Below are 12,413 nucleotides of genomic sequence, written 5' to 3' on the forward strand. Positions count from 1 at the left end.
CGCAGATCGCTCTGGCGTCCATCACGCGTTGACGCCACTGGATCCCGGCCTACGCCGGGATGACGCCATAGGGGCTGTGATCGACGGTCGGTATCTTGCCGGCTTCGTCCAGCACCCGCTCAAGGAACGCAATGACGATATCCCCACGATCGTCTGTTCCCAGCTCATAAGCCGTCCTGCCGTAAGGCGAAATGGGCGTCCGGAAGAACCACTCCCAGATCGCCTCGCGGTCGGGCTCGACTTGTTCCGCCAGAGCAAGGATATGCAGCAGCAGACTATTGCTCATGGTTGTCCTCCGCGGCCGTGTTCTAAGGCCGGTCAGTGCTCCATCAGCCGAGCCGCATCGACAGCTCGACGTCTTCCGCGAACGGCACCGACATGTACCCGCTGGCCGGGGCGCGCACGCGTTCCAGGTATTCCGGGCTGTAGTCGGCGTTGTCCGCCACCACCAGGGCGCCGGGGCGCAGGCGGCTTTCCAGCAGGGCGAGCACGTCCGGATAGAGCGCCTTGGCGCCATCGAGCAGCACGAGGTCGACCGCATCGGGCAGGTCGGTGCGGAGCGTCGTCAGCGCGTCGCCTTCGCGGATCTCCACCAGGTCGATCACGCCGCCGGCCTTCAGGTGCTCGCGCGCCCGCGCCACCTTGGCCGGCTCGAACTCGGTGGTGATCAGGCGGCCGCCGCCGTTGTCGCGCAAGGCCGCGGCCATGTGCAGGGTGGAAATGCCGAACGAGGTGCCGAATTCGACGATGGTCTTCGCGCGGGTGCTGCGCGCCAGCATGTAGAGCAGTTGCGCCGTTTCGCGCGACACGGGAAGCCACAAATCCTTCATGCGTTCATAAAGATCGCGATACTCGGTCTTGCTGTGCATCAGCCGGTTCAGTTCCTCGCGCGGGAAATCGGACCAGTTCGGGCTGTTCGCCTGGGACTGCGCGAACAGGTCGTCCAGCAGCGGGGCAAGCGGGGCAGTGGTGAGGGTGCTCATGGGTTTTCTCCGGTACTTGCGTGGGTATTGCGGGGCCGGATTAGAATGCGAGTAATTCGTCAGTTTTCCTATTCGCATTGCCGGAGCGGCCATGAGCGAACCCAAGAACCCCAGGATTTCCTCGCGAAAACAGCCCAAACAGGCCCGCTCGAACGAGCTGGTGGCGGCCATTCTCGAAGCGGCTGCTCAGGTTCTGGCGAAGGAGGGCGCGCACCGCTTCACCACGGCGCGGGTGGCCGAGAAGGCAGGTGTCAGCATCGGCTCGCTTTACCAGTATTTCCCGAACAAGGCAGCGATCCTGTTCCGGCTGCAGAGCGACGAATGGCAGCAGACCACGGGCTTGCTGCACCAGATATTGCAGGACAAGAGCAGGGCGCCGCTCGATCGTCTGCGCGCCCTGATCCACGCCTTTATCCGCTCCGAATGCGAGGAGGCCGCGATGCGCGTGGCGCTGAGCGATGCCGCGCCGCTTTATCGCGATGCGCCGGAGGCGAAGGAGGTGAAGGCTTCCGGAGAGAGGGCGATGCAGGCGTTCATGCGGGAGGTGTTGCCTGAGACGCCTAAGGCCAAGAGGGAGTTGGCGGGGGAGCTGGTGAAGGCGACGATGAGTGCGGTGGGGAAGGAGTTTTCGGAGAGTTCGCGTACTGAAGGGGAGATCATGGCGTATGCGGATGCCATGTCCGATATGTTCTGTGCTTACCTTAAGCAGTTAGCGGCTTCGGATACTCGTAAGACGACCAAGCGCAGCGAAGCTTGAAATGATGGTCTGGAACGAAGGAATGCCATGAAGATTTACGGATATGCCGATAGAGAGTTGCCGCCCGAACTCATAGAGCCGATGGAGCTGGCGGAAATCACACTGGTCGCCGGCCCCGAGGAATTGCGGCAGATGGCCTCCTTCCTCACCGCGGCCGCCGGGAGCATGGAAAGCATGGGGCCTGCATTTAGCCACGAGCATCTTGCGGACAAGCTGCCCGTTTTCTCGAGCTCACCTCACTTTGTCGTTTTCAATCCCCTTGCCAGCGAACTGCAGAAGACGGAACGATAGATCCGGATTATCTGGATAACGCCGGTCTCAATGTTTGAGCCGTACGCCACGGACGATCCAGGGCACCCCGCCAAAGCAGCCCTCGCCTGGACGCACCCATGATCAACACCCTGGCCGTCGCCAACTACCGCTCCCTGCGCTCGCTCACCATCCCGCTCGGCCGGCTCAATCTCATCACAGGTGCCAACGGCAGCGGCAAGTCCAACCTCTACCGCGCCCTGCGCCTGCTGGCGGAAACCGCGCATGGGGGCGTGGTGAGTGCGCTGGCGCGTGAGGGTGGTTTGTCGTCCACCTTGTGGGCGGGGCCGGAGAAGATCACGCGCCGCATGATTACCGGCGAGATACCGATCCAGGGGCTGCCGCGGCAGGAGCCGGTGGCGCTCAAGCTGGGTTTTGCCGGTGATGATTTTGGTTACGCCATTGACCTGGGCTTGCCACCACCATCCGATTTTCCGACGGCTTTCCAATTCGATCCGCAGATCAAGCGCGAGGCGATCTGGGCCGGACCTTTCCTGCGCCCGGCCAACGTACTGATCGATCGCCGCGGCGCGCTGGCCCGCACCAAGGAAGGCCGCAACTGGCGCGTGATGGCCGAACATCTGAACGTATTCGAGAGCCTGTTTGCCCAGCTGGCCGACGCCGAGCGTGCGCCCGAAGCGATGGTGATGCGCGAGAGGATCCGCCAATGGCGCTTCTACGATCATTTCCGTTCCGACCGCGATGCTCCCGCACGCATGACCCCCTTGGGTACGCGCACGCCGGTGCTCAGCCACGACGGTGGCGATCTGGCGGCGGCCTGGCAGACCATCGTCGAGATCGGCGATACGCGGGCGCTGGCCGCGGCGGTGGAAGATGCCTTTCCGGGCGGCTCCGTCCATGTCGAGACCCGCGGCGGCCGCTTCAATCTGCTGTTCTCGCAGCACGGCCTGCTGCGTCCGCTCTCCGCTGCCGAACTCTCCGACGGCACGCTGCGCTATCTGCTCTGGATCGCGGCCCTGCAAACCCCCAGGCCGCCCCCGCTGATGGTGCTGAACGAGCCGGAGACCAGCCTGCATCCGGATCTGCTGCCGGCCTTGGCAAGGCTGATCGTGCAGGCGTCGAAGCGCAGCCAGGTATGGGTGGTGTCGCACGCGGGGCGCTTGATCGCAGCGCTGGAGGATGCGCCGGGTTGCAACGTGGTGGCGCTGGAGAAGAACCTGAGCCAGACGCGGGTGGTGGGGCTGAGGGAGTTGGACGAGCCGGCTTGGTATTGGCCGGAGAGGTGACGGCGATGCCGCCAGCCGCTCAGGCAGCCGCCGGCGGAAACGGCACGATCTTCGGACGCTTCTTGCGCCGCGCCTCCCACAGGTCGAACTGAGCCTGCATCGTCGTCCACATTTCCGCGCTGGTGCCGAGCGCCGCTTCCAGGCGCAGGGCCATGTCGGCGGAGATGCCGTTGCGGCCGTTGAGGATGCGGGAGAGGGAAACCCGCGTGATGCCAAGGCGCTCAGCCGCCTCCGTGACCGAAAGATCGCCGAGGTATTCACGCAGTACTTCACCGGGGTGGGCGGGATTGTGCATGCGGGACATGATGTTTCCTCAGTGATAGTCCTGATAGTCCACCAGGATGGCGTTCATGCCTTCGAAGGCGAAGGTCAGCCGCCAGTTGCCGTTGACCTTGACTGACCAAAGCCCTGCGAGCTCGCCTTTCAGCGGATGAAGCTCCCAGCCTGGCGCCCCCATGTCGGAGGGCGCGACGGCTGCATCCAGCGCTGTAAGCAAGATGCGCAGGCGCGATCGGTGATGCGCCTGGATGCCTGCGATCGAGCCGGTCTCATAGAATTTCCTTACACCCTTGTGGCGAAAACTCCTGATCATCTGCCTGCCCCAGAGACTGGTTGAGCCCGTGCATGAGGCTTTGGGGCCTCATTGCGCCATGTCGATAGCCTGGCGATCACGGATGGACGATCGATGCGTACTGTATAGCATCGATATACAGCGATCAATGTCGCTTCGTCCGCAAGTTTTGCAAATTTGGCGGGCGTCTCTGGGCAGGACTACATAAAAAAGGCGTTCCCCTACGCAAGTCGGGAGTTCGCCGACAGCAGGAGTTTCCTGGCGCTAGGACATGTCTTATGGGGCTGCCCGTGCGATCATGCCGCATGACCGCTTTCACCACGCTCCCCCTCAAGCCCGCCTTGCTCGCCAGCGTCCAGGCGCTGGGCTACGACGAGATGACCCCGATCCAGGCGCAGAGCCTGCCGCCCATGCTGGAGGGGCGCGACGTGATCGCCCAGGCGCAGACCGGCAGCGGCAAGACCGCCGCCTTCGGCCTCAGCCTGCTGCAGTCGCTGAGCGTGGAGACGATCCGCCTGCAGGCGATGGTGCTGTGTCCGACGCGCGAGCTGGCCGATCAGGTCAGCAAGTCCATCCGCAAGCTCGCCGCCAATATCCCCAACGTCAAGCTGCTGACCCTGTGCGGCGGCATGCCGCTGGGGCCGCAGCTGGCTTCGCTCACGCACGATCCGCACATCGTGGTCGGCACGCCGGGCCGCGTGCAGGAACACCTCAAGCGCGGCAGCCTGCATGGCGGCGGCATCCAGGTGCTGGTGCTGGACGAGGCGGACCGCATGCTGGACATGGGCTTCAGCGAGGCCATCGACGATATCGTCGGGCGCATCGCCAAGCACCATCAGACGCTGCTGTTCTCCGCCACTTATCCGGAAGACATCCGCGAGGTGAGCCGGCGCCTGCAGCGCGATCCGGTCGAGATCACGGTGGAGGCGCCGGCCGATACCAAGCCTGCTATCGAGCAGCGCTTCGTCGAGGTGGATCCTGCGCGCAAGCTCGATGCGCTGGCGCAATTGCTTACCGGCGAACGCGGCCAGCATGCGCTGGTGTTCTGCAATATGCGCCGCGATGTCGATGCCGTGGCCTTGGAGCTGGACCAGCGCGGCTTCTCCGCACTCGCCCTGCACGGCGACATGGAACAGCGCGACCGCGACGAAGTGCTCGTGCAATTCGCCAACCGCAGCTGCGCCGTGCTGGTGGCCACCGACGTGGCCGCGCGCGGACTCGACATCACCGCCTTGCCGCTGGTGGTGAGCTACGACATCGCGCACGATCCCGATACGCATACCCATCGCATCGGCCGCACCGGCCGCGCGGGGCAGACCGGCCTGGCGATCACGCTGTGCACGCCGCGCGAGAAGCCCAAGGCCGACAATATCGAGCAGGTGCTCGGCCAGCCGCTGGCCTGGCATGCGCTCAAGCTTTCGGCACCGCGTGGAAAGACCTTGAACCTGGCGCCGATGAAAACGCTGGTGATCGATGCGGGACGGCAGGACAAGCTTCGTCCTGGCGATATTCTCGGTGCGCTTACGGGAGACGCCGGCCTGAAGGCGGACGACGTCGGCAAGATCGATGTGTTTGCCACCCGGGCCTACGTCGCTGTAAGTCGATCCCTGGCGAACAAGGCGCTGGAGCGTCTGCGCGCTGGCAAGATCAAGGGGCGCAATTTCCGGGTGCGTACGCTGGGCTAATCCGCCGTAGACTCCGCCAACCATCCTCCCAGGGGCATCGGGCCATGAAGCTGCTCATTCTCGCGACTTTCGCCGGCTTGCTTGCCGCATGCGCCTCGCAACGGGAACCGGCAACCCCGCCACGCTCCGCGCAGATGGCCAATCCCGCCTCCGTCTACTGCCAGCAGCTCGGCGGCAAGCTGGACATCGCCAAAGGCAAGGACGGTGGGGAAACGGGTTATTGCACCTTGCCCGGCGGTGAGCGGATCGAAGAGTGGGAGCTCTTCCGCCGGGACCACAAGTAGTTCGCAGGCAGCAGACAGCAAAGACCTACCGCCCTTCCAACGGACTCCTCATGCACACCAACGACTCGTTGCAACGCGGCCTCCAGGAGCGCCACATCCGCCTGATGGCGCTGGGTTCGGCCATCGGCGTGGGCCTGTTTCTCGGTTCCGCCAATGCGATCCGGCTGGCCGGCCCCGCCATCCTGCTTTCCTACGTGCTCGGCGGCCTGGCGATCTTCATCATCATGCGCGCGCTCGGCGAAATGGCCGTGCAGAATCCGGTGGCCGGCTCCTTCAGCCGTTATGCGCAGGATTATCTCGGGCCGCTGCCGGGTTATCTCACCGGCTGGAATTACTGGTTCATGTGGCTGATGACCTGCATCGCGGAGATCACCGCGGTGGGCGTCTACATGGGCGTGTGGTTCCCGGATGTGCCGCAGTGGATCTGGGCGCTGGCGGCGCTGGTGACCATGGGCGCGGTCAATCTGGCGGCGGTGAAGGCGTACGGCGAGTTCGAATTCTGGTTCGCCATGATCAAGGTGGTGACCATCGTGCTCATGATTCTCGGCGGCGGCGCCATGATCGTGTTCGGCCTTGGCAACCAGGGCGTGCCGACCGGCATCAGCAACCTGTGGACGCACGGCGGCTTCATGCCCAACGGCGCCAAGGGCATGCTGATGGCCTTGCAGATGGTGATGTTCGCGTATCTGGGCGTGGAGATGATCGGCCTTACGGCGGGCGAGGCGGACAACCCGAAGAAATCCATTCCCGATGCGATCAATTCGGTGTTCTGGCGCATCCTGATCTTCTATGTCGGCGCGCTGTTCGTGATCCTGTCGATCTACCCGTGGAACGAGCTGGGCACGCAGGGCAGCCCGTTCGTGATGACCTTCGAGCGGCTGGGCATCAAGTCGGCCGCGGGCATCATCAACTTCGTGGTGTTGACCGCGGCGTTGTCGTCCTGCAATGGCGGCATCTACAGCACCGGCCGCATGCTCTACAACCTGGCCCAGCAAGGGCAGGCGCCACGCACGTTTGCCGTGACATCGGGCACCGGCATTCCGAACCGGGCGATCCTGGTTTCGCTCGTGGCCTTGCTGCTGGGCGTGCTGCTCAATTACCTGGTGCCGGCGAAAGTGTTCGTATGGGTCACCTCGGCGGCGACTTTCGGCGCGATCTGGACCTGGGGCATCGTGCTGATCACGCAGATGAAGTACCGCCGCAGCCTGAGCGATGCGGCACGCGAGCAGCTGGTCTTCCGCATGCCGTTCTTTCCCTACGCTTCGTATCTGGCGCTGGCGTTTCTGCTGCTGGTGGTCGGCTTGATGGCTTATTTTCCCGACACGCGCGTGGCCCTGGTGGTCGGGCCGCTGTGGCTGGTGTCGTTGACGGTGCTGTACTACGTATTCGGGCTGGGCCGTAAAGCGGTCGCGTAGAAGGCGGCCGAAGGGCCCTGGGCGACGGATGGGAATGGCTGTCCACGGGGGGAGCGGGTATGGGGCGATCCGCCAATACGGCTTTGGCGCTGGTGGTGCTTGGCTGGCTGCTGGCCTGGTACGGCGTCATGTCGCAGTTCGGTGATCCGGCGCCGACGGTGCCGGAGTCCGTCATCAAAAGACAGCACGACGTTTCGACGACCATCTTGCTGCTCGGCATCGCGTGTCTGATGGGAACGCTGTGGCTATCGGGACGATCTTTCGCCGGAGCCCGCCGCCGTTCCTTGCTGGCGGCAGCACTGGTAGTCGTGCCGGCGGGTATCGTGCTGGCTGCGCTTTACTGACGGTCGGGCAGCGAGGCTCTCATGAAGATACTCAAGCGAATGGCGGGCGGTGCGCTGATATCTGCCGTCCTGTTCTTCGCACTGGGCTATGGGCTGGCTTTTGCCGCGCGGGACAAATGCGTGAGCGATACCGCACGAGCCGTGATGGAACAGCACATCAAGGGCAGGGACTTCAGCGGAACCGTAGTCGAGGTCAATGCTGCCGACGTCGAATCGAGGATTCGATGGCCTTTTGTCGTGGACGTCTATTACGGCGTCCCGCGATACCTTCATGTCACCGTGCACCGTGATCGTTATGTCGTGTGGCCATGGAAAATCAGCAAGCCACTGCACACGGTTTACTATTTGGTCTGAGCAGGGCGGCGGACAGCCGGGTGCCGATAAGGCGCTGTCAACGCCACCGGCGGCCCCGCTGGTCGCGAGGCCGCCTTCACTGCATCAGCCCTTGATGAACGCCAGGATGTCGTTATTGATCACATCCGCATGCGTCGTCGCCATCCCGTGCGGAAAGCCGGGATAGATCTTCAAGGTGGCGTTCTTCAGGATCTTCGCCGACAGTACGCCGGCATCCTGGTACGGCACCACCTGGTCGTCGTCGCCGTGCAGCACCAGGGCGGGCTGCTCGATCTTCTTCAGGTCCTCGGTGAAATCCGTTTCCGAGAAGGCCTTGATGCAGTCGTAATGGGCCTTGGTGCCGCCCATCATGCCCTGGCGCCACCAGTTGCGGACAATGCCGTCGGAGACCTTGGCGCCCGGGCGGTTGAAGCCGTAGAACGGGCCGGCGGGGATATCCAGGAAGAACTGCGCGCGATTGGCCACCAGTTGCTTGCGGAAATCGTCGAACACTTCGATCGGCGTGCCGCCCGGGTTGTTGGCGCTCTTCACCATGATCGGCGGCACCGCGCCGATCAGCACGATCTTGGCCGTGCGCTTCTGGCCGTGGCGCGCCACATAGGCCGCCACTTCGCCGCCGCCGGTGGAGTGGCCGATATGGATGGCGTCGCGCAGGTCCAGCGCCTCGGTGAGGGCGGCGAGGTCGGCCGCGTAATGCTCCATGTCGTTGCCGGTGTCGGTCTGGGTGGAACGGCCGTGGCCGCGACGATCGTGCGCGATCACGCGGTAGCCGTGGTCCAGGAAGAACAGCATCTGGGCGTCCCAGTCGTCCGAGGACAGCGGCCAGCCATGGCTGAAGACGATGGGCTGCCCCTTGCCCCAGTCCTTGTAGAAGATCTCGACTCCGTCTTTGGTAACGATCTTGTCGGTCATGGTGTGCACTCCGTGGATGAAGGCTGAGGTCTCTGCGCAGCTGCCGTGCATGCTACGCAAAGGCAGCCAGCGTATCGCCGGCGGCGTCAAAGTCACAGCGCTTCGCGGATGACACAGTGTTTCCTTGTCGGCGCGGTTGGCATTTCTTTTGCCACACCCGTTCAAGGCCTGAAGCATGTATCGCCGCTGGTACGCCTTCGCGACCCTGCGCCGTACCCCGCCGAAGCGGACGCGAGCCCGCGCGCATGCATGGCGTGGGCGCGTTGCATGCCTGGATTTAACGGCGGCTGCAGCACAGTCCAGCTTTGCCCTGGCCGGAACGCATGCCCAAGCGCAGACCACGCCGCCATGTCGAAGCCGCCAGCATCCCTTCGAGGCCAACCATGAAGCCCATCCAGCAATTGCGCCAGCTCGGCCAGAGCCTCTGGCTGGACAACATCACCCGCGACATGCTCGACGATGGCAGCTTGCGCCGCTATATCGACGAACTGTCGATCACCGGGCTTACTTCCAACCCGAGCATCTTCAACGCCGCCATCGGCGAAGGCCGCGCCTACGACGGCGATATCCGCGCAAAGGCGCGCGCGGGCCTGGCCGGCGAGGATCTTTTCATCGAGCTGGCGCTGGACGATCTGCGCCGTGCCGCCGACCTGTTCCGTCCGGCATTCAAGGCGAGCCAGCAGGCCGATGGCTGGGTGTCGATGGAAGTGTCGCCGCTGCTGGCGCACGACACCGACGGCAGCATCCGTTCCGCCAGCGACATCCACGACAAGGCGCAACGCCCGAATCTCTACGTAAAGATTCCCGGCACGCCGGAGGGTGTGCCGGCGATCGAAGCATCGATCTACGCCGGCGTGCCGATCAATGTGACCCTGCTGTTCTCGCGCGAGCAATACGTGGCGGTGGCGCAAGCCTATATGCGCGGCATCGAACGCCGCCTGGAGGCCGGGCTGGATCCGCGCGTGGGTTCGGTCGCTTCGCTGTTCGTCAGCCGCTGGGACGTGGCGGTGCAGGACAAGGTGCCGGAGGAATTGCGCAACCGGCTCGGCATCGCGATCGGCGGGCGCGTGTACCAGGCCTACCGGGAACAGCTGGCGTCGAAGCGCTGGCAGGCATTGGCCGAGGCCGGCGCACGTCCGCAGCGTTTGTTGTGGGCCAGCACCGGCAGCAAGGACCCGAAGGCCTCCGACACCTTGTACGTCGAGGCATTGGCTGCGCCGGACACCATCGACACCATGCCCGACAAGACGCTGCTCGCGTTCGCGGACCACGGCACGGTCGGCAGCGCCATGCGCACCGACGGCGGCGATGCGGAGCAGGTGCTGGCGCGCTTTGCCGATGCCGGCGTGGATATCGACGCGCTCGCGCAGCAGCTGCAGCAGGAAGGTGCGGCTTCGTTCGTGAAGTCCTGGAAGCAACTGCTGCAGCGCATCGCCGAAAAGAGCGAGCGGCTGGCTGGCGCCTGAGCGGCGCATTCCCCTTCACGACATCAGGTGACCCGCATGGCGGACGATCTCGACCAGAAATGCATCAACACCATCCGCTTCCTGTCGGTGGACATGGTGCAGAAAGCCAACAGCGGGCACCCCGGCCTGCCGCTCGACGCGGCGCCGATGGCTTACGTGCTGTGGACGCGCTGGCTGAAATACCACCCGGCCAACCCGGACTGGTTCGACCGCGACCGTTTCGTGCTTTCGGCCGGCCACGGCTCGGCATTGCTTTACAGCCTGCTGCACCTCACCGGCTTCGATCTCTCGCTGGACGACATCAAGCAATTCCGCCAATGGGGCAGCAAGACGCCGGGGCATCCGGAACGCGGCCACACGCCCGGCGTGGAAACCACCACCGGCCCGCTGGGGCAGGGCATGGCCAATGCGGTGGGCATGGCCATCGCCGAAGCGCAACTGGCGGCGCGCTACAACCGTCCCGGGCATACGGTGATCGACCACTGCACCTATGCCCTCGTGAGTGACGGCGACCTGATGGAAGGCGTGGCCTCCGAAGCCGCGTCGCTGGCGGGAGACCTCAAGCTGGGCAAGCTGATCTGCCTGTACGACCAGAATTCGGTGACGCTCTCCGCCGGCACCGACATCACCTTCGGCGAGGACGTGCGGCGCCGTTTCGATGCCTACGGCTGGCACACCATCGCGGTGGCGGACGGCAACGACCTGATCGCGCTGGACGCGGCACTGGAGACCGCGCGCGCGAAGACCACGCGGCCGACCATGATCCTGGTGCGCACGCACCTGGGCTATGGTTCGCCGGAGCAGGACAAGTTCAAGGTGCATGGCTCGCCGCTGGGCGAAGAGAGCGTGCGCAAGACCAAGCAGAAGCTGGGTTGGCCGACGGAGCCGGACTTCCTGATTCCCAACGATGCGCTGGCGCATTTCCGCCAGGCGCAGCGGCGCGGTGAGCGGTGGGAGGCGGCGTGGAATGAACGGATGGCGGCCTATGCGCAGGCCTTTCCAGACCTCCACGAGGACTTGCAGCTGCTGATCCGGCGCGAGCTTCCCAAGGATTGGGATGCCGGCATTCCCAGCTTTCCAGCCGACGCCAAGGGCATGGCCACGCGCGATGCTTCCGGCAAGGTGATGAACGCCTTCGTGTCGAAAGTACCCGGTTTCACCGGCGGTTCGGCCGATCTCGATCCGTCGACCATGACGGCGTTGAAGGGGCAGGGCGATTTCCATCCCGGCGCGGCGCAGGGCGCCGACCTGCAAGGCACCGATTCCGCCGGCTGGAGCTATGCCGGCCGCAATGTCCACTTCGGTGTGCGCGAGCACGCGATGGGCGCCATCGCCAACGGCCTGGCGGCGCATGGCGGCATGATTCCGTTCGGCTCTACCTTCCTGATCTTCTCCGACTATATGCGGCCGCCGGTACGGCTGGCGGCGCTGATGAAACTGCACGTGATCCACGTGTTCACCCACGACAGCGTGGCGTTGGGCGAGGACGGACCGACACATCAGCCGGTGGAGCAGCTGGCGAACTTGCGCGCGATTCCCAACCTGTTGCTGATCCGTCCCGCCGATGCCAACGAGACCGCGGTGGCCTGGCGCGTGGCCATGGAAACCAAGGATCGCCCGGTGCTGCTCGCACTGACCCGGCAGAAGGTGCCCACGCTGGATCGCGAGCGCTGCGCGGCGGCCGACGGCCTGCGCCGCGGCGGCTACGTGCTGTTCGATACGCCGGGCCGCCAGCCCGAGCTGATCCTGATCGCCAGCGGCTCGGAAGTGAGCCTGGTCGTGGCCGCCGCGGAACGCCTGCAAAGCGATGGCGTGGCGGTGCGTTGCGTGTCGATGCCGTGCTGGAAACTGTTCGACGCATTGAGCCAGGAGCAACGCGACGAGGTGCTGCCGCCTTCGGTCGGCGCCCGGCTGGCCGTTGAGCTTGGCGTGTCCCAGGGCTGGGAACGCTATATCGGCCCGCGCGGCGACATGCTGGGCATCGAGCACTTCGGCGCGTCGGCGCCGGCCGAAGTGCTGCTGGAGAAATTCGGCTTTACCGCGGACGGGGTCTACGCCCGCGCCAAGGCCCTGCTCGCCAGGTAGT

At 64.8% G+C, this 12,413-nt stretch carries 15 protein-coding genes; 10 read left to right on the forward strand and 5 right to left on the reverse strand.

Annotation, left to right across the window (positions count from 1 at the left end; genetic code table 11):
- Positions 1–49 precede the first annotated feature (49 nt).
- Together ISN75_RS09665 and ISN75_RS09670 are read right to left on the reverse strand one after the other, a co-directional pair.
- Positions 50–286, reverse strand: coding sequence for a hypothetical protein (locus ISN75_RS09665; RefSeq protein ID WP_343821298.1), 237 nt, complete (start codon positions 284–286; stop codon positions 50–52).
- Positions 287–329: 43 nt separating this feature from the next.
- On the reverse strand, positions 330–983 hold the full coding sequence (locus ISN75_RS09670; RefSeq protein ID WP_343821296.1) for an O-methyltransferase: 654 nt from the start codon (positions 981–983) through the stop codon (positions 330–332).
- Between the two features lie 91 nt (positions 984–1,074).
- Between ISN75_RS09670 and ISN75_RS09675 the strand changes: the two genes are divergently transcribed.
- The 3 genes from ISN75_RS09675 (at position 1,075) to ISN75_RS09685 (ending at position 3,296) form a co-directional block, all read left to right on the forward strand.
- Positions 1,075–1,740, forward strand: a complete 666-nt coding sequence (locus tag ISN75_RS09675; protein WP_343821294.1) for a TetR family transcriptional regulator — start codon at positions 1,075–1,077, stop codon at positions 1,738–1,740.
- 27 nt (positions 1,741–1,767) lie between these two features.
- The gene (locus tag ISN75_RS09680) at positions 1,768–2,031 is read left to right on the forward strand and encodes an Imm32 family immunity protein (protein ID WP_343821292.1); all 264 of its coding nucleotides are present in this window, start codon (positions 1,768–1,770) and stop codon (positions 2,029–2,031) included.
- 98 nt (positions 2,032–2,129) lie between these two features.
- Positions 2,130–3,296 carry an AAA family ATPase gene (locus ISN75_RS09685; protein WP_343821290.1) on the forward strand — a complete coding sequence of 389 codons (1,167 nt, stop codon included), beginning with the start codon at positions 2,130–2,132 and terminating at the stop codon, positions 3,294–3,296.
- Positions 3,297–3,315: 19 nt separating this feature from the next.
- Here ISN75_RS09685 and ISN75_RS09690 read toward each other — a convergent pair whose 3' ends face one another.
- A complete protein-coding gene (locus ISN75_RS09690; protein WP_214571815.1) occupies positions 3,316–3,600 on the reverse strand; it encodes a HigA family addiction module antitoxin in 285 nt (94 codons plus the stop codon).
- Positions 3,601–3,609: 9 nt separating this feature from the next.
- Positions 3,610–3,888 (reverse strand): type II toxin-antitoxin system RelE/ParE family toxin, encoded by a 279-nt coding sequence (locus ISN75_RS09695; protein ID WP_343821287.1) that lies wholly within the window; start codon positions 3,886–3,888, stop codon positions 3,610–3,612.
- A gap of 284 nt (positions 3,889–4,172) precedes the next feature.
- Between ISN75_RS09695 and dbpA the strand changes: the two genes are divergently transcribed.
- From dbpA to ISN75_RS09720, 5 genes are read left to right on the forward strand one after another with little or no spacing between them, the layout of a single operon-like run.
- Entirely contained in the window at positions 4,173–5,552 is a 1,380-nt protein-coding gene (gene dbpA / locus ISN75_RS09700) for an ATP-dependent RNA helicase DbpA (protein WP_343821286.1), read from the forward strand.
- Positions 5,553–5,596: 44 nt separating this feature from the next.
- Positions 5,597–5,836, forward strand: a complete 240-nt coding sequence (locus ISN75_RS09705) for a putative hemolysin (RefSeq protein ID WP_167257464.1) — start codon at positions 5,597–5,599, stop codon at positions 5,834–5,836.
- 50 nt (positions 5,837–5,886) lie between these two features.
- Positions 5,887–7,251, forward strand: coding sequence for an amino acid permease (locus tag ISN75_RS09710; RefSeq protein ID WP_167257463.1), 1,365 nt, complete (start codon positions 5,887–5,889; stop codon positions 7,249–7,251).
- A 59-nt stretch (positions 7,252–7,310) separates the two neighbouring features.
- Positions 7,311–7,595 carry a hypothetical protein gene (locus tag ISN75_RS09715; RefSeq protein WP_343821284.1) on the forward strand — a complete coding sequence of 95 codons (285 nt, stop codon included), beginning with the start codon at positions 7,311–7,313 and terminating at the stop codon, positions 7,593–7,595.
- Positions 7,596–7,616: 21 nt separating this feature from the next.
- The gene (locus ISN75_RS09720) at positions 7,617–7,949 is read left to right on the forward strand and encodes a hypothetical protein (protein WP_343821282.1); all 333 of its coding nucleotides are present in this window, start codon (positions 7,617–7,619) and stop codon (positions 7,947–7,949) included.
- Positions 7,950–8,033: 84 nt separating this feature from the next.
- Here the strand turns inward: ISN75_RS09720 and ISN75_RS09725 are convergent, their stop codons facing one another.
- Positions 8,034–8,861: an alpha/beta hydrolase gene (locus tag ISN75_RS09725; protein ID WP_343821281.1), complete on the reverse strand. Its 828-nt coding sequence runs from the start codon at positions 8,859–8,861 to the stop codon at positions 8,034–8,036.
- Between the two features lie 383 nt (positions 8,862–9,244).
- Between ISN75_RS09725 and tal the strand changes: the two genes are divergently transcribed.
- A complete protein-coding gene (gene tal / locus ISN75_RS09730; RefSeq protein WP_343821279.1) occupies positions 9,245–10,327 on the forward strand; it encodes a transaldolase in 1,083 nt (360 codons plus the stop codon).
- A 36-nt stretch (positions 10,328–10,363) separates the two neighbouring features.
- Positions 10,364–12,412 carry a transketolase gene (gene tkt, locus ISN75_RS09735; protein WP_343821277.1) on the forward strand — a complete coding sequence of 683 codons (2,049 nt, stop codon included), beginning with the start codon at positions 10,364–10,366 and terminating at the stop codon, positions 12,410–12,412.
- The last annotated feature ends 1 nt before the right edge of the window (position 12,413 follow it).

Source organism: Dyella marensis (assembly GCF_049532885.1).
In the GTDB taxonomy this organism is placed as follows: Bacteria; Pseudomonadota; Gammaproteobacteria; order Xanthomonadales; family Rhodanobacteraceae; genus Dyella_D; species Dyella_D marensis.

What these genes read in the sequence shown, in the direction of transcription:
- ISN75_RS09665 (WP_343821298.1), bottom strand. Translation starts at nt 286, where the DNA reads ATGAGCAATAGTCTGCTGCTGCATATCCTTGCTCTGGCGGAACAAGTC.
- ISN75_RS09670 (WP_343821296.1), bottom strand. Translation starts at nt 983, where the DNA reads ATGAGCACCCTCACCACTGCCCCGCTTGCCCCGCTGCTGGACGACCTG.
- ISN75_RS09675 (WP_343821294.1), top strand. Translation starts at nt 1,075, where the DNA reads ATGAGCGAACCCAAGAACCCCAGGATTTCCTCGCGAAAACAGCCCAAA.
- ISN75_RS09680 (WP_343821292.1), top strand. Translation starts at nt 1,768, where the DNA reads ATGAAGATTTACGGATATGCCGATAGAGAGTTGCCGCCCGAACTCATA.
- ISN75_RS09685 (WP_343821290.1), top strand. Translation starts at nt 2,130, where the DNA reads ATGATCAACACCCTGGCCGTCGCCAACTACCGCTCCCTGCGCTCGCTC.
- ISN75_RS09690 (WP_214571815.1), bottom strand. Translation starts at nt 3,600, where the DNA reads ATGTCCCGCATGCACAATCCCGCCCACCCCGGTGAAGTACTGCGTGAA.
- ISN75_RS09695 (WP_343821287.1), bottom strand. Translation starts at nt 3,888, where the DNA reads ATGATCAGGAGTTTTCGCCACAAGGGTGTAAGGAAATTCTATGAGACC.
- dbpA (WP_343821286.1), top strand. Translation starts at nt 4,173, where the DNA reads ATGACCGCTTTCACCACGCTCCCCCTCAAGCCCGCCTTGCTCGCCAGC.
- ISN75_RS09705 (WP_167257464.1), top strand. Translation starts at nt 5,597, where the DNA reads ATGAAGCTGCTCATTCTCGCGACTTTCGCCGGCTTGCTTGCCGCATGC.
- ISN75_RS09710 (WP_167257463.1), top strand. Translation starts at nt 5,887, where the DNA reads ATGCACACCAACGACTCGTTGCAACGCGGCCTCCAGGAGCGCCACATC.
- ISN75_RS09715 (WP_343821284.1), top strand. Translation starts at nt 7,311, where the DNA reads ATGGGGCGATCCGCCAATACGGCTTTGGCGCTGGTGGTGCTTGGCTGG.
- ISN75_RS09720 (WP_343821282.1), top strand. Translation starts at nt 7,617, where the DNA reads ATGAAGATACTCAAGCGAATGGCGGGCGGTGCGCTGATATCTGCCGTC.
- ISN75_RS09725 (WP_343821281.1), bottom strand. Translation starts at nt 8,861, where the DNA reads ATGACCGACAAGATCGTTACCAAAGACGGAGTCGAGATCTTCTACAAG.
- tal (WP_343821279.1), top strand. Translation starts at nt 9,245, where the DNA reads ATGAAGCCCATCCAGCAATTGCGCCAGCTCGGCCAGAGCCTCTGGCTG.
- tkt (WP_343821277.1), top strand. Translation starts at nt 10,364, where the DNA reads ATGGCGGACGATCTCGACCAGAAATGCATCAACACCATCCGCTTCCTG.